Genomic DNA, 22,888 nt, shown 5'->3' with positions numbered 1-22,888 from the left:
GGGCTCACGCCGGATCCGGCTGCAACGCCTCCAGCAGCGTGCAGTCCCAGTAGGGGCGCGGGCCGAAACGCTCGATCAGGAAATCCACGAACACCCGCACCTTGGGCGACAGGTGGCGGTTCTGCGGGTAGACCGCGTTGACGCTGGCCTCCGACGGCACATGCTCGCCGAGGATGCTCAGCAGCGCGCCGGACGCCAGCGCCTCGCCGCACAGGAAGGTCGGCGACAGCACGATCCCGGCCCCGGCCACGGCGGCGTCGCGCAGCAGGTCGCCGTTGTTGCCGCGCAGCGGCCCCGACACCCGCACCCCGCGCAGTTCGCCGTCCACCAGGAAGTGCCAGACGTCGGGCGTCGGCACGTTGGTGTAGATCAGGCAGCGGTGGCCGGCGAGGTCCTCCGGCGTCTTCGGCGTGCCGTGCTTCAGCAGATAGTCCGGGCTGGCGCAGAGCGCCACCCGCGCCGGGGCCAGCTTGCGGGCGATCAGCGAGCTGTCGCGCAGCCGGCCGATGCGGATCGCCAGATCGTAGCCCTCGTCCACCAGATCGACGTAGCGGTCGTTCAGGTCCATCTCGATCTCGATGGCCGGGTGGCGTTCGAGGAACTCGGCGACGGCGGCGGCCAGATGCATCACCCCGAAGCTGACCGGCGCGTTCACCCGCAGCCGGCCGCGCGGGGCGGCGTGCAGGTCGGCGACCGCCTGCTCCGCCTCCTCCAGGTCGGCGAGGATGCGGGTGCAGCGCTCGTAATAGGCCTGCCCGACCTCGGTCAGGCTCAGCTTGCGGGTGGTGCGGTTGAGCAGCCGCGCGCCCAGCCGGTTCTCCAGCTCGCCGATGCGGCGGGAGACCACGGATTTGGACAGGTTCAGCCGGTCCGCGGCGGCGGTGAAGCTCCGGGTGTCCACCACCTTGATGAAGGCGAGCATGTCGTCGAGGCGATCCATCGCATTGTTGTACAGCATAGAACAATGAGATGCCAAGAAGCGGTATTACCATAATCCGCTTCCCGCACTATCTCTCCCTTCACCGCGTCCGGCGAGCCCGGCCGGCTCAACCACAGGCATCAACAGGGGAGTGGCGACGATGGCGAAGGTTCTGGTCCTCTATTACAGCAGCTGGGGTCACGTATCGGCGATGGCCGAGGCCGTCGCGGAAGGCGCCCGCTCGGTCGCCGGCACCGAGGTGGCGGTCAAGCGCGTGCCCGAGCTGGTGCCCGAGGAGATCCGCCAGAAGGCCCATTACAAGGACGAGAGCCACGTCCCCGTCGCCACCGTCGAGGAGCTGGCCCAGTACGACGCGATCATCATCGGCACGCCGACCCGCTACGGCAACATGACGTCGCAGATGAAGAACTTCCTCGACCAGACCGGCGGGCTGTGGGCCAAGGGCGCGCTGGTCGGCAAGGTCGGCAGCGTCTTCACCTCCACCGGCACCCAGCATGGCGGGCAGGAGAGCACGATCCTCAGCACCCACATCGTCCTGCTGCATCTGGGGCTGGTGATCGTCGGCCTGCCCTACTCCTTCCAGGGGCAGATGGGAGTCAGCGAGGTGATGGGCAACTCGCCCTATGGCGCCAGCACCATCGCCGGCGGCGACGGCTCGCGCCAGCCGAGCGCGGTCGAGCTGGAGGGCGCCCGCTTCCAGGGCCGCCACGTCGCCGAGATCACCGCCAAGCTGCACGGCTGACGCCGTTCCGGCACGCACGCACGCCTCAAGGGGAGAACAGGACCATGGGCCTGCTGATCGACGGCCGCTGGCACGACCGGTGGTACGACACCAAGAGCACCGGCGGCGCCTTCGTCCGCAGCGAGGCCCAGTTCCGCGACCGGGTGTCGGCGGACGGCTCCACCGCCTTTCCGGCGGAGGCCGGCCGCTACCACCTGTTCGTGTCGCTGGCCTGCCCCTGGGCACACCGCACCCTGATCTTCCGCGCCCTGAAGGGGCTGGAGGCGGTCATCGGCGTCACCATCGTCGATCCGCTGATGCTGGCCGAGGGCTGGACCTTCTCCAGCCCCGACCCCATCACCGGATCGACCCGCCTGCACGAGGTCTACACCAGGGCGGATCCCGGCTACAGCGGGCGGGTCACCGTTCCGGTGCTGTGGGACAAGGCGACTGGCCGGATCGTGAACAACGAGTCGGCGGAGATCATCCGCATGCTGAACCGCGCCTTCGACGCCTTCACCGACCGCCACACCGACTATTGCCCGCCCGAGCTGCTCGACGAGATCGACCGCACCAACGCCTTCGTCTATGAGCGGGTGAACAACGGGGTCTACAAGGCCGGCTTCGCCACCGCCCAGGACAAGTACGAGGCCGCCTTCGACGCGCTGTTCGCGGCGCTGGACGAGCTGGACGAACGCTTGGCGACGCAACGCTGGCTGGTCGGCAACCGGTTGACCGAGGCCGACTGGCGGCTGTTCACCACGCTGGTCCGCTTCGACGCCGTGTATGTCGGGCATTTCAAGTGCAACCTGCGGCGCATCGCCGACCACCCGCACCTGTCGGGCTACCTGCGCGACCTCTACCAGACGCCGGGGGTCGCCGGGACGGTGGATTTCGACCACATCAAGCGGCATTACTACGGCAGCCACGCCACCATCAACCCGACCGGCGTGGTTCCCAAGGGGCCGGCGCTGGACCTCGGCGCCCCGCATGGCCGCAGCCGGCTGGGTCCCGATCCCGCCTGACGGTCCGGCGTGACGTTTCGCCCTCCCGACGGTTGTCCCGCAAAAGGATGATCCATCATGGGAGTGCACCGCATGCGCAAGATCGCACCCTGCCTGGGGCTGGCCGTCGCCGGCCTGCTTGCCCTGTCGTCGCCCGCTCCCGCCCAGTCGCAGAACAACGGCTGGGGCGGCGCGCTCGACCAGTTGAACCGGGCGGTCAACCCGGACGCCTACCCGCAGGACCGCAACGCCCAGGACCGCGGCGCCCAAGACCGCGGCGCGACCCGCGACGACCGCCGCTACGAGGGGTCCTCCAACGACCGCAGCGCGAACGCCGGTCCCTACCGCCGCTACTCCGACCGCGACCTGCGCGACCAGTACGACCGGCTGGTCGACGAACAGCGCCAGATGCAGCGCGACCGCCGGGCGATGGAGGAGGAAATGGAACGGCGCGGCCTGCGGCGCTGACCGGCCCGAAGGGCACCAGCGCCGGGATGACCGGCGCCGGTGCTGGGAAGCTTCGGGGAAGGCGCTTGCCTTCAACCACGCCCCAGCTTCTGGTGAAGGTGGTGGGGTGGTCGTTTCAATCCACGCCCTCGCACGGAGGGCGACCTCGACTTCGACACGCCGATCCAGAAGGACAGTGCGTTTCAATCCACGCCCCCGCACGGAGGGCGACCGTGTGCGCCGTGCATCCCTACACAGCGAAACTCAGTTTCAATCCACGCCCCCGCACGGAGGGCGACCTGACGATCCGAGCGCACCACGTCGATGGACGTGTTTCAATCCACGCCTCCGCACGGAGGGCGACAGCCGGGAGAGGATCCCGAGGACCCGATCTTCAAGTTTCAATCCACGCCCCCGCACGGAGGGCGACGCTCAACATGGACACCAAGCTCCAAGCTTTGGAGGTTTCAATCCACGCCCCCGCACGGAGGGCGACTGCCGGCCCGGCCGACGTTGCCCGTCGCCTGGGTGTTTCAATCCACGCCCCCGCACGGAGGGCGACCGGCGAGCTTGGCGTACTGCGTCGCCGTTTCGCCGTTTCAATCCACGCCCCCGCACGGAGGGCGACGGTTGGACAGCCGGTCCACGTCCTTGACCACGGTGTTTCAATCCACGCCCCCGCACGGAGGGCGACGGTCGCGCCCATGCTGACCGATCCGGTGTTTGGGCCGTTTCAATCCACGCCCCCGCACGGAGGGCGACGCTCCTAGAGTCTGTCTGTTTGTGTCTGAATCGGAGATGGGGATTCCCGAGGGAGCGGATGTGTGATTCAACGGGTTGACTGATTTGGGAGATCAACCCTGATGGCACGTCCGTTGTCTCTGGATCTTCGTGAGCGGATTGCGGCGGCGTTGGCGAGTGGCCTGACGACCCGCGCGGTGGCGCAGCAGTTCAGCGTCTCAGTTGCGACGGCAGTGCGGATCGGTCAGAAGCAACGTGCCGGACAAGGGCTTGAGCCGGGCAAGATGGGCGGTCATCGTCCCTTCGTGCTGGGGCCGGAGGCGGTGGATTGGCTGCGCGAGCGGCTGGCTGAGAAGGGCGACCTGACGATCCGGGCGCTGACGGCGGAGTTGGCGGAACGCGGCACAGTGGTGACGCCGGACACCGTCTGGCGATGCGTGCGCCGGTTGGGCCTCAGCTTCAAAAAAAACGCTGCTGGCCAAGGAGCAGGATGGGACGAAGCTGGCTCGCTTCCGAGCGCGCTGGAAAGCCCACCAGCATAAGATCGATCCCAAGCGCCTGGTCTTCATCGACGAGACCTGGGTGAAGACCAACATGACCCGCACCCGGGGTTGGTGTGCGCAGGGCCAGCCTTACCTCGCCAAAGTTCCCCACGGCCATTGGAAGACGCTGACTTTCCTGGCAGGCCTGCGTCACGACAGGATCGTGGCTCCTCTGGTCCTGGATGGGCCGATCAACGGGACCATGTTTACGGCCTGGGTCGAGCAATTCCTGGTGCCCACCCTGGCACCGGGCGATGTCGTCGTTCTCGACAACCTGGGCAGTCACAAAGGAGCCGCGGCGCGCAACGCCATACGGAATGTCGGCGCCCATCTGCTCTTCCTGCCGCCCTACAGTCCTGATCTCAATCCCATCGAGATGATGTTCGCAAAGCTCAAAACCTTGGTCCGGAAAGCCGAGGAAAGGACGATCGAAGCCGTATGGCGGCGCATCGGAAACCTGCTGGAGCACTTCCAGCCTCACGAGTGCGCCGCATATATCCGACATGCAGGATACGATCCTACTTAAATCAGACAGACTCTAGGTTGCGCAGGAAAACTGTGTCGAAGACGTTTCAATCCACGCCCCCGCACGGAGGGCGACTCGTGTGCCGCTTCTGCTTCCCAGCGAATCGGTAGTTTCAATCCACGCCCCCGCACGGAGGGCGACGCGTCGCCTTGTCGTAGTCCTCGCCGATGGCGCGCAGTTTCAATCCACGCCCCCGCACGGAGGGCGACTCGCCTCAGCATGAAGAGATTTCGTCTGTTCGCGTTTCAATCCACGCCCCCGCACGGAGGGCGACGAGCAGCGCGCCGAGATCGCCGAGAAGGCGGTGGTTTCAATCCACGCCCCCGCACGGAGGGCGACGCCCTCAACAACAAGAGCTGGCAGGACACCAAGAAGTTTCAATCCACGCCCCCGCACGGAGGGCGACGCTGGTCGGCCATCCTGTTCCCGATCAACGACCAGTTTCAATCCACGCCCCCGCACGGAGGGCGACCTGTTGACGGCCGGCAGCGGCGCGTCCATCGCGACGTTTCAATCCACGCCCCCGCACGGAGGGCGACTTGATCGCGCGCTGAAGGTTCTCCTGCACGATGTTTCAATCCACGCCCCCGCACGGAGGGCGACCGCCGTCGGCGAGCAGCCGGGTCTGGGTGTGATCGAGGTTTCAATCCACGCCCCCGCACGGAGGGCGACTCAAGGTCTACGCCATCTCCGGCACTACTTGGACGGTTTCAATCCACGCCCCCGCACGGAGGGCGACCAGCGGTCAGTTCGTCCGGCGACAACTCCACCGCTGTTTCAATCCACGCCCCCGCACGGAGGGCGACGCGCCGCACCCCCCAGCACACCGGCAGCGGGGGGTTTCAATCCACGCCCCCGCACGGAGGGCGACGGCTTGGGCGCGGCTGTGGTGGAGCTGGCGCGGGTTTCAATCCACGCCCCCGCACGGAGGGCGACGCTCGAACTGCCGCACGCTTGCTCGGAGGGCCGGTTTCAATCCACGCCCCCGCACGGAGGGCGACCCGCCGCAGCGTAGACCGCATCACGGAGCGCACGGGTTTCAATCCACGCCCCCGCACGGAGGGCGACGCGTGAACCAAGTACGTCCCGCACCAGCCCGCATAGTTTCAATCCACGCCCCCGCACGGAGGGCGACAGCACTCCGCTTCCGGATGCACGAGCCGATCACTGTTTCAATCCACGCCCCCGCACGGAGGGCGACTTGCCGAAAATATGGAGGATTCGCAAACATTGATGTTTCAATCCACGCCCCCGCACGGAGGGCGACGGCCAATCCTTATCCACTTGTCCAAGAACCCACAATCCCCGCTCTGGCGCGAACCCCGTCCCACCGGTCCGCGTCCTTGCCGGTGAACGGCGTCCCGCAGGCTTAACCCATTGATGCCACAACATCGCGAACCAGCCAGGGTTTTTCTGTCCGCTTGAGGTTCGCGCAGGCCGGAAGCCGCGAGGCCGACGCCATGCAATTCCGGTTGATCGGCGCTCCAGGGAACATCCTAACCGGAACCGGCTTCAAAAACCAAAATTCCAGGTTGCCTGCCACGGAGCGCACTCACTACAAATGATGCGCTGTTCTTCTCAAAGTCCCTGATTCATTTCATCCAGACCCCAAGGCCGATCCACGCAGAAACCCCTGATCACTTGGCATATTTTTTCTTCCCGGTCATGTCCAAATATTGTCACGGGAATCTATTGGATTCATAAAAAACTAACCAAAAGGCTTAGGACCCCGTTAAAGTCCATAAACCAACCTCCGGATGCAGCGTCATTCTGCGGCATCCTGGAGGTTCATCATGGCAAGCGCAACCGACGGCCTGATCGAAGTTGTCTTCGCGGTCAACGCCTGGGGTTCGGTCGCGGGCGGGAAATGGCCGCATTTCGTCCTCAAGCTCGACGGCGCCGTCATCGGCGACGCGACCGTCGCGTCCGTCACCCAGTCCCGCTACGTCTTCACCGCCAAGGTTCCGGCCGACAAGGCGCACAGCCTGCAACTGATCTACGACAACGACGACACGGTGAACGGCGTCGACCGCAACCTGTTCGTCAAGTCCTTCGAGATCAACGGCAAGAGCATCCTCGCCATCGACCCCTCGGTCAAATACGACACCGGCGCCATCGACGGGCTGAACGTCATCGCCGGCCAGACTGAAATGTACTGGCCGGGCGCCCTCAACGTCGCCCTGCCGAGAGAGCTGTTCGCCTCGGCCCCCACCACCCCGGCCGAGCCTCCCCCCGCCACCATGACCAGCCAGATCACGGTCAAGGCCTGGGGGGTGAGCGCCGGCGGCGTGCCGCCGCACTTCAAGCTGCTGGTCGACGACGTGGTGATCGGCGACGCGCGGGTTTCCGCCACCTCGGCCACCGACTACAAGTTCTCCGTCGACCTCGACCCGAACGAAGCCCACAAGATCCAGATCTGGTACGACAACGACGCCACCGTGAACGGCGTCGACCGCAACCTCTACGTCAAGTCGATCGACATCGACGGCCAGACCATCGCGGCGACCTCCGAGATGGCCTCCTACGACAAGGGCGCCGTCGACGGCAAGTACGTCGTCGCCGGCCAGGAAGGGCTGTTCTGGGGCGGCGCCCTGACCTTCGGCGTGCCGGAGGAGTATTTCGGCGGCCCCTACGTGCCGCCGCCGCCGCCTCCCCCGCCGCCGGTGCTGACGCCGACCGAGATCGTCGTCAACGCCTACGGCACCTCGGCCGGCGGCGTCGCCCCGCACTTCAAGCTGCTGGTCGACGGGCAAGTGATCGGCGACGGCCGCGCCACCACCGGCAGCGTCACCCCCTTCACCTTCAAGACCGACCTCGACGCCACCAAGGGCCACACGGTCCAGGTCTGGTACGACAACGACAGCACGGTCAACGGCGTCGACCGCAACCTGTTCGTCAAGTCGGTCACCATCAACGGCCACAGCGTCGCCGCCACCGACAGCATCGTCACCTACGACAAGGGGGCGGTCGACGGCAAGGACGTGGTCAAGGGCCAGGAGGGGCTCTACTGGGGCGGGGCGCTGAACATCAAGGCCGGCGCCGAGCTGTTCGAGCCGGCCCCGCCCACCCCGCCAGCCGCCCCGACCAAGCCCGCCTTCTACGTCGCCACCAACGGCAAGGACACGTGGTCGGGCAAGCTGTCGGCGCCCAACGCCGACGGCACCGACGGCCCCTTCGCCAGCCTGGAGAAGGCGCAGGCCGCCATGCGGGCCGACGCCTCCATCGACACCACCTACATCCGGGGCGGCACCTACCACCTGACCAAGACGCTGGAGCTGACCTCGGCCGACAACGGCCACAGCTTCCAGAACTACCCCGGCGAGAAGCCGGTGCTGAGCGGCGGCGAAAAGGTCACCGGCTTCGTCAGCGAGGGCAACGGGATCTATTCCGCCAAGCTGTCGACCGCCTCCTCCCTCGACCTGACGGTCGGCGGGGTGCGCCAGCATCTGGCCGAGAAATACGCCTACGACAGCGCCGACGTCACCAGCGGCTGGAAGTTCGCCGACGCGGCCGCCGCCGGCCCCAGCGGCTCGCAGATCCGCTTCCACAGCGGCGAGGTGAGCGCGTCCGACATCCAGCCCGGCACGCTGATCCAGGTGATGGACGCCGAGCGGCTGGGCGACACGCTGACCAGCATCGCCAGCTTCAACGCCGCCACCCGCACCATCGTGCTGAAGAACGGCGCCTCGCTGCCGTTCGCCGAGGGCACCACCTACAAGCTGCTGAACAACGCCGCCTACGTCGACCAGGCCGGCGAGTTCGCGTGGCGGCCCGGCGACGGCAAGCTGGTCTACAAGGCGGCGAGCGCCGATTTCGAGGCGTCCGGCGTCGAGGTCGCCCGGCTCGGCACGTTGATCCGGCTGAACGGGTCGAGCAACGTCACCATCGACGGGCTGTCCTTCGTCAACACCAAGACCGACGGCAACGCGCTGGAGCTGATCAAGGCGTCAGGCAACCACATCAGCGACAACAGCTTCCTGAACGTCGGCACGGCGATCAAGCTGACCTCGGCCTCCTCCAACAACCAGATCGCCGGCAACAGCCTGAACCATCTGGCCGACAGCGGCATCGAGCTGGACGGGCGCAGCAACGGCAACCTGATCTACGCCAATAGCATCAGCAACATCGGCGAGGTGCGCAAGGCGGTGGCCGGCATCATCGGCACCGGGGTCGACAACAACCTCATCTCCAACAACGACATCGACCACAGCGCCCGCTACGGCATCTCGCTGAAGGATTACGGCGGCACCACCAACACCGCCAACCACAACAACATCATCCAGTACAACAAGATCTCCCACACCGGGCTGGAGACCGCCGACGGCGGCGCCATCGAGATCCTCGGGCGGTCGAGCACCGACAGCGGCCTGATCATCCAAGGCAACCGCATCGAGCACGCCGGCGGTCTGGCCACCAGCAACGCCGACCAGTGGCTGCACGGCCAGAAGGGCTTCGGCATCTACCTCGACGACATGGCCGGCGGCGTCACCGTGCGCGACAACTTCATCAAGGACGCCGACTGGGCCTCGGTGCAGATCCACGGCGGCGACAACAACCTGGTGACCAACAACTTCGCGGTCATCGCCAGCAACAAGGAGGACTTCATCCGCGTCGAATGGCAGCCGGTGCACGGCGCCGTCGGCATGCCCTACAACAACACCATCACCGGCAACATCGTGCACGGCACGCTGCCGCTCGACGACTACATCGAGCTGCTGACCGCCAACAACCCGGTGATCGACCGCAACCTCGTCCACAACGTGCCGACCTACGGCGACAACGACGTGATCGGCAAGGCGATGTTCAACAACCCCTATTACGGGGACTACTCGCTCCAGGCCTCCTCCCCGGCCTTCGCCATGGGGATCCACGACCTCGCCTGGAGCAAGATGGGCATCGTCGGCCTGGACGCGGCCGGGATGCTCGTCTTCTGGGACGGGGTGTGACGCTGACGGGGTAAGCCCCCCATCCCCGTCCGCCGACGCCGGGCGGAGCGCTGTTTTCCCCAGGGACAGGTTCCCGCGTGGAAAGGAGCGCTCCGCCCATGCCGTTTCAGTCTTCCCCGATCCAGCCTCCGCCGATTCCGCAATTCGGGTATCCCCGGCTTGGCCGTTGCGCCGCAGCGCACCATATGGGAACCCTGGCGGCAACGCGGCCGCCGGCCGGAGCCGGCGTTGGGTTGGGCGTTGGGTTTGGACTGCGCGGACAGAGACCGTTCTCGATGATCTCCATGAAGATGACGACCGTCCTGGCGCTGCTGGGCATCCTTGCGGCGACGGCGAACGCCGCGCGGGCGCAGGAGGACACCCAGCCCAAGTTCGGTCCGGACACGGTGCCGATCACCCGCGCCGCCGAGTATGTCCGCACCGCCCTGGCGCCGGACTATTGGGCGCTGTCGCCCTTCTACGTGCCGCAGGCGACGGGCGCCGCCTGCTCGCTGGCCAGCGTGACGATGATGCTGAACGCGCTGCGCGGCGTGCCGGATCTGGCCTCGGAGCGGCTCGTCACCCAGAAGCAGCTTCTCGACGCCGTCGGCGACGACCGCTGGCGCGAGGCGGTGGGCGAGAACGGCGAGGGCGTCTCCTTCACCGAACTGGAGCTGTATGTCCGCCGCAGCCTGGACGCCTATGGCCTGACCGCCGCCGAGGTCGAGGTCTTCCGCCCGCGCGACGCCTCGCCCGAGACGCTGGCCGATCTGCGCCGCATCCTGACCGAGAACGAGGAGAGCGCCGGCGACATCATCATCCTGGCCTACGACCAGGGCACGCTGACTGGCGAGCCCGGCTTCGGCCACATCGCCCCGCTCGGCGCCTACGACGCGGCGAGCCGGCGGGTGCTGGTGATGGATCCCGACCGGAGCTGGTACGTGCCCTACTGGTCGAGCGACGTGAAGCTGCTGGAGGCCATGCTGAAGCCCGACCGCGCCGATCCGGAGGGCAGCGGCCTGATCCGCGTCCGCACCCGCCGGGTCTCCGGCTGAGGCCGTTCCCCTATTTGATCTCCTGGCTGCTCAGATCCGACGGGTTCTGCGAGCGGGTCGGCTCGTTGCCCTGGTCGGGCTCGCTCGCCAGCCAGTTCGGGCGCGGCACCGGGTTGCCATTCAGGTCGGGCGGCGCGCGGCGCACGGCGGCCAGCGCCTGCTGAAGCTCGGTGCTCTCGGTGTCGGCGTTGGTGACCGGGTTGGGAGGGCGCGTGCCTTGGGGGTCGGGCTGCGGTTCCTGGCTTTTCTGGATGTTGGGATCCTGGGCCAGCGCGCCCTTGGTGGCGGCGTCCTCGGCCGCGGCGCCGAAGGCCAGCAGGCCCGACAGGAAAAGGGCGACGATGGTGATGCGCATCGGCTGGGTGCCTCGTTCGGAACAGGGGGCGGGCGGGAGTGTCGGAAAAGCGGCGCTCCGAAGGAAACAACAGGGCGCGGGCACCAACGCTCCCGCCCGGCGTTGTAACGGGAACCGGATCCCTCCGCTCCGGCCCTTCCCTTCCGGAGCACGCCGATGCCCCGCACCACTCCTCCGCCGCCCGCCCCGAACCCGTCCGGCTCTGCCCTGCCCGGCGGATCGCCGGACCGCGGCCAGCGCCGCAACGTCGGCGTCATCGTCGAACGGCGCCGCGTGGACAATCCCTGGGTCGAGGCGTCCTGGCAGCCGACCGCGCTCATCCCGCCCAGCCCCGGCCGGACGGACTGGAGCCTGATCGACGAAGGTCCCGGCTGGGTTCGCTACTACGCCGGCGCCGTCGAAATCGCGCTGTTCCCCAGCGAGGCGGAGAACTACAAGCACAACCTCGACAGCGGCCGGCCGACCGCCTACGTCATCCTGCGGCCGGGCGGCGGGCCGCTGGGCGTTCAACTGCTGTCGGTCACCGTCGATCCCGGTGAGATCGACACCCATTCCGAGGCGGGCGACGACCTGATCGAGCCGCTGCCGCTGCCGTCGGCGCTGGCGCTGTGGATGGACGGCTTCGTCGCGCGCTACTTCGTCGACCGTCCCTTTCAGAAGCGCAAGCGCGACCGTGCCGACACCGAGGCGCTGGCCCGCCGCAAGCCGGAGCGCGGAGATGGCTGAGAAGGACGGGGAAGAGGGATTTCTCGGCCGCTGGTCGCGCCTGAAGCGGACGGCGCGGGAGGTGGAAGCCGAGGCGCAGCCAATGGAGCTTGCGGAGCCGACGCCGCCCGCGCCGGTTCCGGACGCGCTCCCCGAAGCGCCGCCCGAGTTGTCGCCCGAGTTGCCGCCTGTGGAAAGTCTGGACGCCGGCAGCGACTACACCGCCTTCCTCCGCCGGGAGGTTCCGGCCGACCTGCGCCGCCTCGCCCTGCGCAAGGCCTGGACGAGCGACCCGGCGATCGCCGCCTTCCGGGGCTTCGGCGAGTATGACTGGGACTGCAACGCCCCCGGCTACGGCGCACTGCGCCCGACCGACGACGTCAAGAGCCTGCTCGCCGCCATCTTCCCCGATCCGGAGCCGGAGCCGACAACCTCCAACCCGCAAATCCCCCCCTCTCCCCCCCGGGGAGAGGGTTGGGGTGAGGGGGACGCAGGGCAGGAGATTCCGGCCATGGCGGAAGCTCCGCCGGACGAGGCAAGCCCCGAAGCCCCCGCCCTCCCCGGAACGGCCCCGACGCATCCCCCTCTCCCCGGGGGGGAGAGGGGGTAGGAAGCGGCGGGCAAAGGGACGGAATTGGCTGGCGGAAAGCCCCCGCCGGCCCTACACGCAGCGCCCGCCATCGACCTCCAGGCAGACGCCGGTCAGGAAATCCGCCTCGTCGGAGCACAGGTAGAGCGCCGCGTTGGCGATGTCGCGCGGGGTGGACAGGCGGCCGAGCGGAATCGAGGCCAGGAACTGGGCGCGGCGCTCCGGCGTGTCGTCGCCCATGAAGCGGTGCAGCATGCCGGTCTCGCCGGCCACCGGGGCGATGGCGCAGACCCGCACCTTGTCGGGGGCCAGCTCGACCGCCATCGACTTGGTCAGCGTCAGCACCGCCCCCTTGGAACCGTTGTACCAGGTCAGGTTCGGGCGCGGCCGGATGCCCGCGGTCGAGCCGATGTTCAGGATCACCCCGCCCCCCTGGGCGCGGAAGACCGGCACCGCGTGGATGGCGCTGTGATAGATCGACTTCACGTTGACGGCGTAGATGCGGTCGAAGGTCGCCTCGTCGACGTCCAGCATCGAGCCGTAGCGGTGGGTGTAGCCGGCGTTGTTGATCAGGATGTCGAGCCGGCCGAAGGCGCCGACGGCGGCCGAGACGATCGCCTCGTAATCCTCGCCGACCGCGACGTCGGCGCGCACCGCCAAAGCGGTTTCCCCGATGGAATCGGCGACCCGGCCCGCCGCGGCCTCGTCCAGGTCGGCGACGATGACGCGGGCGCCCTCTTCGGCGAAACGCCGCGCGATCCCCTCGCCGAATCCCGATCCGCCGCCAGTGACGACGGCTACCTTGCCCGACAGACGCATGAAATGGTTCTCCCCCGGAAACGACCCGCTGGGCGGACCGATTGTTGGAAACACCACGCATCATAGCGCGAAGCTGCCCGGTGGGGCAGCCGCCATCGTCGCATTCGATCTGGGGGGAAGTGGAAATTCCGCAGAGGGAAAGGAAAATGGCGCGAGTGACGGGACTTGAACCCGCGGCCTCCGGCGTGACAGGCCGGCGCTCTAACCAACTGAGCTACACCCGCGCTTTGGCTCCCGGTGCTGGACTCGAACCAGCGACAAGCGGATTAACAGTCCGCTGCTCTACCAACTGAGCTAACCGGGAACGTTGGGAGGCGCTTTATAGGGCTGCTGGCGGCGGGCTGGCAAGCACAAAATCGCAGGCCCGCGATTTTTTTCCGGAAACCCTTGGCGGAGCATGGCCGCCGCCCCTGCCCGGCCCCGGTCCAGCCCCGTCTCTGCTGTGACAAGCGACCCGATGCACGCTCCGGTTGACGGATGCGGCGTCGCGGATCTTGACAGACGGGGCGGCTTGCGGCTTCTTCTGCGCCACCCCAGCCATTGACATGTGCAAGGCCCGATGTCCGAGGTCGTTCCCTTCGCCGCCGCCCGCGAGGCGCTGCTCGCTCGCCTGACCGAACAGCTTCCCCCCTCGGCCGACTGGGCCGGCCGCCTGATGCTGATGCCCGACGGCCAACGGGTGGAGCCGATGCCGGCGGCCGACGCCGTGGCCTCGCTGCGCGCCTTCCGCGCCGGGCTGGGCGAGGCGATCGGCGCCGCCGCCTGCTCGGTCGGCGGCGTCTGGGTGTCGCGTGAGGATTGTCTGGACTGGGACGGGCTGCTGGCGCCGCTGGCGGTCGCCGCCGCCTATGTGGTCGGACGCACGCAGTCGGCCGGCGGTTTCGCGGCCGAGCTGTTCCGCTGCAAGACGGCGCTGGCCGGCTGGGGCGTGCGCGGCCTGCGCGGCGACGCCGCGGTGGCGCGGGCCGCCGGCTACGCCGTGGTGTCGGTCAGCCGCCGCCCGGACGACCAGGAGATCAGCCTGGACCGCGTGATGGACACCTTCGCCTTCGCCATGCGCAGCCTGGGCGAGCCGACCGTGACCACCGCCGACCTCGACCGCCGCCTGGTCCGCCGCGCCGTCCCGCTGCGGCGCTGACCACCCCGCCCTTTTCGGAATTCAAGGCGCGCCCGTCCGGCGCGCCTTATTCTTTTGCATGGATATAGGTATTTATTCTTTTAACAAAATCAGCCGGAATCGCCGCCAACCTCAACCTGATACACGGCCGGCATTAACCATTGACGGTTCTTTTCTCTTCGCACGGCCGGCGGCGAAGAGGTCATGCGCAGCACCGGCGCCGGCGCCGGAGATCCTTCGCCGGCACTCCCCTCTCTTCAGCACACGGCTGATGGCGCCCGAAAATCCACCGACCGTCAGCGTCTATCGGCCGTTCCTTGCAAACCCTTCGGCAGCCCGATGGCTGCCCTTGTCCTTCTTTGACAATCATAGCCACCACTTCTCGCAATCATTCCAAGCAAATATCGGCCGGATGCCAGCGAACCAAAAAGATGCTCCTTCACCTTCTTGGGAAAATTTTGGACATGAGCCGAAGCATCCGGCCGACATGAAGGTGATACGCCCCCTTTGACTTTCTCCTGCGCTGTTCGGCTGTGCACAAAAAGAGACAGGCCCACGGTTGCGATTCAGGGCTCCCCCCCGCCCGGCAGCCCTCGCCTGTGGCAGTCCTGCGCCAGGGAAGCGGAGAAAAGCGGGTCACATCTTTGCCACGGGACGGCAGGCATTTTAACCAAATTTGGCAATGTCCCGTTAACAAATTCGGGCCACCGTTGGCGTCAACGCAAACGAAGAAGGATTATTTTCCATGGCTACCGCCACTTCGACCGCCAGCGCCCGCAGCATCGTCGTCAACGCCTACGGGCAGTCCGGCGACAGCGTCGCTCCGCATTTCCGCCTGCTGGTCGACGGCAAGGAGGTCGGACAGGCGACCGCCTCGTCCACCAGTTCGAAGGCCTACGGCTTCACCGCCGACCTCGACACCAGCGTCGGCCACACCATCCAGGTCGTCTACGACAACGACGCGGTGAACAGCCAGCACCGCGACCTCTACGTCCAGTCGGTCGTCGTCGACGGCACCACCCTGCTGCCGGGAAGCGCCACCTACGAGCGCCACGACAGCGCCGGAGCCGGCACGGTCCTGGCCGGGCAGTCGGGGATGTGGTGGGACGGCGCGCTGACCTTCAAGACGGAGGCGACCGCCGTGGTCGCCCCCGGCACCAGCGCCGGGACCGGCTCCTCCGGCGGCACGGGTGGCGGCGGCACGGGTGGCGGCACCATGGGCAGCGCCGCCGACGCCACGACCATCACCGTCAACGCCCAGGGCACGGCGGCCGGCGGCGTCAACGCCCACTTCACCGTGTTGGTGGACGGCAAGGCGATCGGCGAAGGCACGGCGACGACCAGCGCGCAGGACTACAGCTTCACCACCTCGGTGACGGCCGACGCCGCGCACAAGGTGCAGATCCAGTACGACAACGACGCCGTGATCAACGGGCAGGACCGCAACCTGACGGTCAACTCGGTCACGGTGAACGGCCACACCCACACCGCCACCGACAGCAGCGTCACCTACGACAAGGGCGCGCTCGACGGCAAGGACGTGGTGGCCGGCCAGTCCGGCCTGTGGTGGAACGGCACGCTGGTGGTGGACGCCGACAAGTCCCACTTCGCCTCCGGCTCGACCACCGTCGACAACGGAACCGGCACGGGCGGCGGCACGGACGGCACCGGCACCACGACGCCGCCTCCCTCCACCCCGACGGTCTCGGTCGGCGACGCCACGGTGAAGGAGCCCACCGGCGGCGCCACGACGACCACGACCATCGCCGACGGCTATCTCCACACCGAGGGCAGCCAGATCATCGACAGCGCCGGCAACGCCGTGAAGCTGACCGGCGTCAACTGGTTCGGCGCCGAAGGCTACGCCTTCGTGCCGCAGGGGCTGTGGGAGGACAGCTACCAGACCATGATGGACCAGATGAAGGATCTGGGCTTCAACACCATCCGCCTGCCCTGGTCGGACGCCATGCTCGACAACGGCGGCCAGACGCCGACCGGCATCGACTACAGCCTGAACCCCGACCTGAAGGGTCTCAACTCTCTTGAAGTCTTCGACAAGATCGTCGATTACGCCGACCAGATCGGCCTGAAGATCATCCTCGACCACCACCGCTCCGACGACGGCGCCTCGGCCAACGAGAACGGGCTGTGGTACACCGACGCCCATCCGGAATCGACGATGATCGCCAACTCGACGATGCTGGCCGAGCGCTATTCCGACAACCCGTCGGTCATCGGCATGGATCTGCACAACGAGCCGCACGGGCAGGCCACCTGGGGCGACGGCAACATGGCGACCGATTGGGCGGCGGCGGCCGAGCGCATCGGCAACGCCATCCAGCAGGTCAACCCGAACCTGCTGCTGATCGTCGAGGGCGTCGAGAAGTCGTCGGAAGGCACCTACTGGTGGGGCGGCAACCTCGACGGGGTAAAGACCAGCCCGGTGGAGTTCAACGTCGACAACCAGCTCGTCTATTCGGTCCATGACTACCCGCCGTCGATGGCCGGCTTCGGCTGGTTCTCCGACTCCAGCTTTCCCAACAACATGCCGGCGGTGTGGAACGACGCCTGGGGCTACATCGTGCAGAACGACATCGCCCCCGTGCTGGTCGGCGAGTTCGGCACCAAGCTGGCCACCAGCCAGGACACCCAGTGGCTGAACGCCATCACCGACTACATGAACGGCGACTGGAACGGCGACGGCAAGAGCGACCTCGCGGCCGGCGAGCAGGGGGTGAGCTGGACCTACTGGGCCTGGAGCCCCGGCTCGGGCGACACCGGCGGCATCCTCAACGACGACTACACCGTCAACAGCGCCAAGGTGAACATCATCAAGGAGGCGATGTATGCCGGCTCGACCACCGGCACCGGCACGGCCGACGCCGTCTTCACCGTCAAGCTGAACGAGGCCGCGACCGACACGGTGACGGTGAAGTACGCCACCGCCGACGGCACCGCCAAGGCCGGCTCCGACTACACGGCCACCAACGGCACGCTGACCTTCGCGCCGGGCGAGACCGAGAAGACGGTGACCGTCAAGGTGCTGAGCGACGGTGCCGCCGAGGGCGGCGAGAACTTCAGCCTGGTGCTCTCCAACGCCGCGAAGGCGACGCTGGCCGACGCGACGGGCACCGGCACGATCACCGACTCGTCCGCCACCGCCACCGCCAGCGCCAGCGCCAGCGCGGCGGCGACCGCCACGGCGGCCTCGCTGACCACGGCCACGGCGGCCACCGACGCGGCCACCGACGTCTGGGCCCACACGGTGACGACAGCCGCGGCCGACACGGCGGCGACCGACGCCACCGCCACGGCGACGGACACCGCGGACGGCGCCAGCGCGGCCGACGCCGCCCTGGCGGCCTCCGCCGACGCCCTGCACACCGCCGACTGGTACGCGCTGCACCACGCCGCCTGACCGGAGCGGAACGGGTGCGGGGGGGGGTGGCCGTTCGGCCGCCCCTTCGCCGTGTCCGCGCCTTATACCAGTACCGGAAAGTTCCGACCTGTGGTCGGCACTTTCCGGTCCCTCAGACGCCGGGCGGCCCGCGTCCGCGGGCCTTGGCTTCGCGGGCATGAGCCCGCGCGGCCGCCGTCGCGGCCGATACCATGGTCAGAAGTCAAAACTTTCTGACCATGGTATTATACCAGCTCCGTCTCGGGCCCGGCCGGGAGCAGCCCGTCGCGGATGGCGAAGCCGTAGCGGCCCTCCTCCAGCGCGGTGACGTCGTAATGCAGCGCCTTGTCGACGCTGTTGTCGGCGTTGAAGGTCAGCACGCGCGGCTTCAGCGCGGCGATCTCGGTCGGCTGGCAGTACCAGGAGGCGGCGACGATCACCTCGTCGCCCGGCTGGCAGCTCCGCGCCGCCGAGCCGTTCAGCACGCAGGCGCGCGACCCGCGCTCGCCGTAGATCACGTAGGTGCTGATGCGGGTGCCGGAGTTCTTGTTCCAAATCTCGACGAACTCCAGCGGGACGATGCCCACCGCCTCGCAATGCTCCGGATCCAGCGTGATGGAGCCCTGATAGTTCAGATTGGCGTCCGTCACCCGCAGACAATGAAGCTTCGCCCGCACCACCTTGATCATCGACGTCTCCCCCGATCCGTCCGTTCAAAACTGGGGACCGTTTGTACGCTGTGTGATGGAAAGGGCAAGCAAAGTCTGTGTGCGGCGCAACGAACGGACCCGCCCGTTGCCGGGACGGAAATCGCCCACCCGCCGGAGGGGCCGTGCTAGAGTGCCCTTCGATTAGAGTGGCAAGCGAACAATCCAAACCTCTCGCGACATGACCGTGCCCCTTTCCGATCCCTTCGCCATGCCGGGCCTGCCGTCGGACGCCGACGCCGAGAGCGCCTGGATCGACGTGATCCGGAAGATGGACGAGACCTACGCCAACCTCGTGGCGCAGCAGGTCGAGCTGGAGCGCAAGAACGCCGAGCTGGAGGAGGCTCAGGCCTTCATCGCCAGCGTGCTCGGCTCGATGACCGACGTGCTGATCGCCTGCGACCGCGACGGCCGCATCGAGCAGAGCAACCCCGCCGCCGAGCGCGCGCTCGGCCACCCCGGCCGCGACCTCGCCGGCCGGCCGCTGCGCGACTTCCTCGATCCCGGCTCGCACGCCGCCTTCGCCCGGCTCTGCGCGGCGGCCCTCCAGCGCGAGGGCGGCGCCGACGTCGAGCTGAGCCTGCGCGGCCCGACCGGTCCCTTCCCCGTCTCGGTCAACAGCACGGTGCGCTACGACCAGCGCGGCCACGCCATCGGGCTGGTGCTGGTCGGCCGCCCGATCGGCGAGTTGCGCCGCGCCTACCGCGACCTCGCAGCCGCGCACGAGGGGCTGAAGCAGACCCAGCAGCAGCTCGTCCATTCGGAGAAGATGGCCTCGCTCGGCCGTCTCGTCGCCGGGGTGGCGCACGAGCTGAACAACCCGATCTCCTTCGTCTACGGCAACGCCCACGCGCTGCGCCGCTACGTCGAGCGGCTGACCGCCTATCTCGACAAGGTGCATGAGGGGGCGGCGCCGGACGCGCTGGCCGCCCTGCGCAAGGAGCTGCGGATCGACCGCGCCCGCGCCGACAGCCCGGCGACGCTCGACGGCATGCTGGAGGGGACCGAGCGGGTGCGCGACATCGTCGCCGAGCTGCGCCGCTTCTCCTCGGAGCAGAAGCACGCCGCCGAGCGCTTCGACCTCACCGCCCTGCTGCGCTCGGCGGTCACCTGGGTCGCCAAGGCGCAGACCCCCGACCTGGCCGTCCTCTTCGACCTGCCCGACGCGCTCGACATCGCCGGCCATCCGGGGCACCTGCATCAGGTCGCCATGAACCTCGTCCAGAACGCCATCGACGCGATGGCCGGCGCCCCGCGGCGGCGGCTGGAGCTGCACGCGCGCACCGACGGCGGCCCGGCTGGACTGCGGATGGTCACCGTCACCGTCCGCGACACCGGCCCCGGCATCCCGCCCGATCTGCTGGGCCGGGTGTTCGACCCCTTCTTCACCACCAAGCCGGTCGGCAAGGGCACCGGGCTGGGGCTGTCGATCAGCTATCAGCTCGTCAAGGACCAGGGCGGCACGCTGACCGCCGCCAACCACCCGGACGGCGGCGCCGTCTTCACCCTGACCCTGCCGGCGGCCGGTCCCGCCCGCCGCGACGGGCTTCCCACGGGAGGGGATGGATGAGAGACCGCCCGCTGTCGGTGCTGTGGCTGCAATCGGGTGGCTGCGGCGGCTGCACCATGTCGCTGCTCTGCGCCGAATCGCCCGACCTGCCGACCCTGCTGGAGACCGCCGGCATCCGCCTGCTCTGGCATCCCAGCCTGTCGGAGGAGACCGGCCCCGAGGTCACCGCCCTGTTCGACCGCATCCTGGCCGGCGACGAGCCGCTCGACGTGCTGTGCGTCGAGGGCTCGCTTCTGCGCGGCCCCAACGGCACCGGGCGCTTCCATGTGCTGGCCGGCACCGGCCGCCCGACCATCGACTGGGTGCGCGAACTGGCCGCCGTGGCCGGGCAGGTCGTCGCCGTCGGCACCTGCGCCGCTTATGGCGGCATCACCGCGGCGGGGGAGAACATCACCGACGCCTGCGGCCTTCAGTATGAGGGGACACGGCGCGGCGGGGCGCTGGGCGGCGAGTTCCGTTCCCGCTCCGGCCTGCCCGTGATCAACGTCGCCGGCTGCCCGACCCACCCGAACTGGGTGACGGAGACGCTGATGCTGCTGGCCGACGACGCGCTGGCGGCGGCGGATCTGGACGGCTACCAGCGCCCGCGCTTCTACGCCGACCATCTCGTCCATCACGGTTGTCCGCGCAACGAGTATTACGAATACAAGGCCAGCGCCGAGAAACCGTCGGACCTCGGCTGCCTGATGGAGCATATGGGCTGCCTCGGCACCCAGGCGCACGCCGACTGCAACACGCGGCTGTGGAACGGCGAAGGGTCCTGCACGCGCGGCGGCTACGCCTGCATCAACTGCACGGCGCCCGGCTTCGAGGAGCCCGGCCACCCCTTCCTGGAGACGCCGAAATTCGCCGGCATCCCCATCGGCCTGCCGACCGACATGCCCAAGGCGTGGTTCGTGGCGCTGGCCTCGCTCGCCAAGGCGGCGACGCCGGAACGGGTGCGCCGCAACGCCGCCGCCGACCGCATCGTCGTGCCGCCCTCGGTGCGCGGCACCGGCAAGACCAGCAAGGGCTGACCCCCGTGACCGCAGAACCGTCCCCGCCGCCAACCGGCCAGCCCGGCCGCCGCCTGATCGTCGGCCCCTTCAACCGCGTCGAGGGCGACCTGGAGGTGCGGCTGGAAATCGGGGACGGCGCCGTCGCCGCCGCCTACGTGAACTCCCCGCTGTTCCGCGGCTTCGAGCGCATTCTGGAGGGGCGCGCCCCGCTCGACGCGCTGGTGGTGGCGCCGCGCATCTGCGGCATCTGCTCGGTCTCGCAGTCGCACGCGGCGGCGCTGGCGCTGGCCGGGGCGATGGGGCTGGAGGTGCCGCGCAACGGGCTGCTGGCGACCAACCTGATGACGGCGACCGAGAACGTCGCCGACCATCTGACCCATTTCCACCTGTTCTTCATGCCCGACTTCGCCCGCCCGGCCTACGCCGGCCGGCCGTGGTTCGAGCGGGCCGAGGCGCGCTTCAAGGCGGCGCAGGGGACCAGCGTCCGCCGCGCGCTGGCGGCGCGCACCGAACTGTTCCACATCCTCGGGCTGATGGGCGGCAAGTGGCCGCATACCCTGACCATCCAGCCGGGCGGCGTCACCCGCGCGCTGGACGGGCGCGACCGGGTGCGGCTGCTCGCCATCGTCGGCGCCTTCCGCCGCTTCCTGGAGACCAGCCTGTTCGGCGCGCCGCTCGACGCCGTGCTCGCCCTGGAGACGGCGGAGGATCTCGACCGCTGGCGCCGCGCCGGACCGGAGAGCGACTTCCGCCTGTTCCTGGAGATCGCCGACGATCTGGCGCTGTCCGGGCTCGGCCGCGCCTACGACCGTTTCCTCAGCCACGGCGCCTACCCGCTGCCGGATGGCGGCCATCTGTACCGGCGCGGAACGTTTGCCGACGGCCGGGAGTCGTCCTACGACCCCGCCGACGTGACCGAGCACCACCGCTTCAGCCGCATGGCCGGCCAGGACCGCCCGCACCCGCCCTTTTCCGGATCGACCGTGCCGGATGGCGCCGACGAGGAGGGGTACAGCTGGTGCAAGGCGCCGCGCCTCGCCGGCCTGCCCTACGAGACCGGAGCGGTCGCCCGTCAGCTCATCGACGGCCATCCGCTGGTCCGCGCCCTGGTCGCCGACGACGGCGCCAACGTGCTGAGCCGCGTCGTCGCCCGCCTGCTGGAGATCGCCCGCACCGCCCGCGCGATGGAGGGGTGGCTGCGCAACCTCGATCCCGCCGGCCCCTGGTGCGCGCAAGGACAGATGCCGGACCGCGCCCAGGCGGTCGGGCTGACCGAGGCGGCGCGCGGCGCGCTCGGCCACTGGCTGCGGGTTGAGCAGGGGCGGATCGCCGGCTACCAGATCATCGCCCCGACGACCTGGAATTTTTCCCCGCGCGACCTCGACGGCGTGCCGGGACCGCTGGAACGTGCGCTGGTCGGCGCCCCGGTGCGGCCGGAAGAGGTCTCACCGCTGTCCGTCCAGCACATCCTGCGCTCCTTCGATCCCTGCATGGTCTGCACCGTGCATTGAAAATTTCATAAGCAACTTCAAGTGCTTAGTTATGGGCATCCGGAATTTTCTCGGAATTCATTCGGCAGCGCAAGGGCCGCCCCACCCGGAGCGGCCCTCCCCTTTTCGGCCCGGTCAGCCCCCTCCCCAAGCGGTGGCTGCTCGAACGACCGCTGTCATGGCTCACACGCTGTCGCCGCCTTGCAAGCCATTACGAACTGTATTTCTCAACATCCGTCA

17 protein-coding genes, 2 tRNA genes and 2 CRISPR repeat arrays are annotated in these 22,888 nt (G+C 68.4%); of the genes, 13 read left to right on the top strand and 6 right to left on the bottom strand.

The features are described from left to right. Nucleotides 1–4 precede the first annotated feature (4 nt). Nucleotides 5–940 carry a LysR family transcriptional regulator gene (locus tag JN22_RS31400; protein ID WP_085557829.1) on the bottom strand — a complete coding sequence of 312 codons (936 nt, stop codon included), beginning with the start codon at nt 938–940 and terminating at the stop codon, nt 5–7. Between the two features lie 139 nt (nt 941–1,079). Here JN22_RS31400 and wrbA point away from each other — a divergent pair, with 139 nt between their 5' ends. The 6 genes from wrbA to JN22_RS31370 all read left to right on the top strand — a co-directional run bounded on the left by wrbA (nt 1,080) and on the right by JN22_RS31370 (nt 10,901). Further along, entirely contained in the window at nt 1,080–1,682 is a 603-nt protein-coding gene (gene wrbA, locus JN22_RS31395; protein WP_085557828.1) for an NAD(P)H:quinone oxidoreductase, read from the top strand. A 44-nt stretch (nt 1,683–1,726) separates the two neighbouring features. Then, nucleotides 1,727–2,686: a glutathione S-transferase family protein gene (locus JN22_RS31390; RefSeq protein ID WP_085557827.1), complete on the top strand. Its 960-nt coding sequence runs from the start codon at nt 1,727–1,729 to the stop codon at nt 2,684–2,686. A 72-nt stretch (nt 2,687–2,758) separates the two neighbouring features. Next, entirely contained in the window at nt 2,759–3,133 is a 375-nt protein-coding gene (locus tag JN22_RS31385) for a hypothetical protein (RefSeq protein ID WP_143268936.1), read from the top strand. A gap of 112 nt (nt 3,134–3,245) precedes the next feature. Continuing rightward, nucleotides 3,246–3,874: a CRISPR direct-repeat array (repeat unit 32 nt; unit sequence GTTTCAATCCACGCCCCCGCACGGAGGGCGAC). A 101-nt stretch (nt 3,875–3,975) separates the two neighbouring features. Continuing rightward, nucleotides 3,976–4,921 (top strand): IS630 family transposase gene (locus JN22_RS31380; protein ID WP_143268068.1). Its coding sequence is split into 2 segments (ribosomal slippage): nt 3,976–4,314 and nt 4,316–4,921, totalling 945 coding nucleotides; the frame shifts between segments, so codons are not numbered across the junction. Between the two features lie 42 nt (nt 4,922–4,963). Next, nucleotides 4,964–6,188: direct repeats of the CRISPR family, unit length 32 nt; unit sequence GTTTCAATCCACGCCCCCGCACGGAGGGCGAC. A gap of 526 nt (nt 6,189–6,714) precedes the next feature. Continuing rightward, the gene (locus JN22_RS31375) at nt 6,715–9,867 is read left to right on the top strand and encodes a carbohydrate-binding domain-containing protein (RefSeq protein ID WP_085557825.1); all 3,153 of its coding nucleotides are present in this window, start codon (nt 6,715–6,717) and stop codon (nt 9,865–9,867) included. A 284-nt stretch (nt 9,868–10,151) separates the two neighbouring features. After that, nucleotides 10,152–10,901, top strand: a complete 750-nt coding sequence (locus JN22_RS31370; RefSeq protein WP_223677996.1) for a phytochelatin synthase family protein — start codon at nt 10,152–10,154, stop codon at nt 10,899–10,901. 10 nt (nt 10,902–10,911) lie between these two features. On the opposite strand, the gene JN22_RS31365 is transcribed toward JN22_RS31370, so the two are convergent. Beyond that, nucleotides 10,912–11,256, bottom strand: coding sequence for a hypothetical protein (locus tag JN22_RS31365; protein WP_085557824.1), 345 nt, complete (start codon nt 11,254–11,256; stop codon nt 10,912–10,914). A 156-nt stretch (nt 11,257–11,412) separates the two neighbouring features. Here JN22_RS31365 and JN22_RS31360 point away from each other — a divergent pair, with 156 nt between their 5' ends. Continuing rightward, complete coding sequence (locus JN22_RS31360) at nt 11,413–11,982, top strand: DUF3305 domain-containing protein (RefSeq protein WP_085557823.1); 570 nt, start codon at nt 11,413–11,415, stop codon at nt 11,980–11,982. Further along, complete coding sequence (locus tag JN22_RS31355) at nt 11,975–12,571, top strand: DUF3306 domain-containing protein (RefSeq protein WP_085557822.1); 597 nt, start codon at nt 11,975–11,977, stop codon at nt 12,569–12,571. Before JN22_RS31360 ends, JN22_RS31355 begins: the two co-directional genes overlap by 8 nt. 51 nt (nt 12,572–12,622) lie before the next feature. On the opposite strand, the gene JN22_RS31350 is transcribed toward JN22_RS31355, so the two are convergent. From JN22_RS31350 to JN22_RS31340, 3 genes are all read right to left on the bottom strand, one after another. Further along, a complete protein-coding gene (locus tag JN22_RS31350; protein ID WP_085557821.1) occupies nt 12,623–13,369 on the bottom strand; it encodes a glucose 1-dehydrogenase in 747 nt (248 codons plus the stop codon). 147 nt (nt 13,370–13,516) lie between these two features. Further along, nucleotides 13,517–13,593, bottom strand: a tRNA-Asp gene (locus tag JN22_RS31345). A gap of 4 nt (nt 13,594–13,597) precedes the next feature. Continuing rightward, a tRNA-Asn gene (locus JN22_RS31340) sits at nt 13,598–13,673 on the bottom strand. 255 nt (nt 13,674–13,928) lie between these two features. Here JN22_RS31340 and JN22_RS31335 point away from each other — a divergent pair. Both JN22_RS31335 and JN22_RS31330 read left to right on the top strand, forming a co-directional pair. Continuing rightward, the gene (locus tag JN22_RS31335) at nt 13,929–14,507 is read left to right on the top strand and encodes a hypothetical protein (RefSeq protein ID WP_085557820.1); all 579 of its coding nucleotides are present in this window, start codon (nt 13,929–13,931) and stop codon (nt 14,505–14,507) included. 724 nt (nt 14,508–15,231) lie between these two features. After that, nucleotides 15,232–17,904 carry a cellulase family glycosylhydrolase gene (locus JN22_RS31330; RefSeq protein ID WP_085557819.1) on the top strand — a complete coding sequence of 891 codons (2,673 nt, stop codon included), beginning with the start codon at nt 15,232–15,234 and terminating at the stop codon, nt 17,902–17,904. A gap of 224 nt (nt 17,905–18,128) precedes the next feature. On the opposite strand, the gene panD is transcribed toward JN22_RS31330, so the two are convergent. Further along, nucleotides 18,129–18,572 (bottom strand): aspartate 1-decarboxylase, encoded by a 444-nt coding sequence (gene panD, locus JN22_RS31325; protein WP_085557818.1) that lies wholly within the window; start codon nt 18,570–18,572, stop codon nt 18,129–18,131. A 199-nt stretch (nt 18,573–18,771) separates the two neighbouring features. Between panD and JN22_RS31320 the strand changes: the two genes are divergently transcribed. Genes JN22_RS31320 through JN22_RS31310 form a run of 3 tightly spaced genes read left to right on the top strand, consistent with a single transcriptional unit; the run spans nt 18,772 to nt 22,669 of the window. Beyond that, nucleotides 18,772–20,160, top strand: a complete 1,389-nt coding sequence (locus JN22_RS31320) for a PAS domain-containing sensor histidine kinase (RefSeq protein ID WP_085557817.1) — start codon at nt 18,772–18,774, stop codon at nt 20,158–20,160. Further along, a complete protein-coding gene (locus tag JN22_RS31315; RefSeq protein WP_085557816.1) occupies nt 20,157–21,176 on the top strand; it encodes an NADH-quinone oxidoreductase subunit B family protein in 1,020 nt (339 codons plus the stop codon). Before JN22_RS31320 ends, JN22_RS31315 begins: the two co-directional genes overlap by 4 nt. Nucleotides 21,177–21,181: 5 nt before the next feature. Next, the gene (locus JN22_RS31310) at nt 21,182–22,669 is read left to right on the top strand and encodes a nickel-dependent hydrogenase large subunit (RefSeq protein ID WP_223677995.1); all 1,488 of its coding nucleotides are present in this window, start codon (nt 21,182–21,184) and stop codon (nt 22,667–22,669) included. The last annotated feature ends 219 nt before the right edge of the window (nt 22,670–22,888 follow it).

It is taken from the genome of Azospirillum agricola, from assembly GCF_020005195.1.
Classification (GTDB): Bacteria; Pseudomonadota; Alphaproteobacteria; order Azospirillales; family Azospirillaceae; genus Azospirillum; species Azospirillum agricola.
Note: the sequence above shows the minus strand (reverse complement) of the source record. Positions and strands in the feature narration are given on the sequence as shown.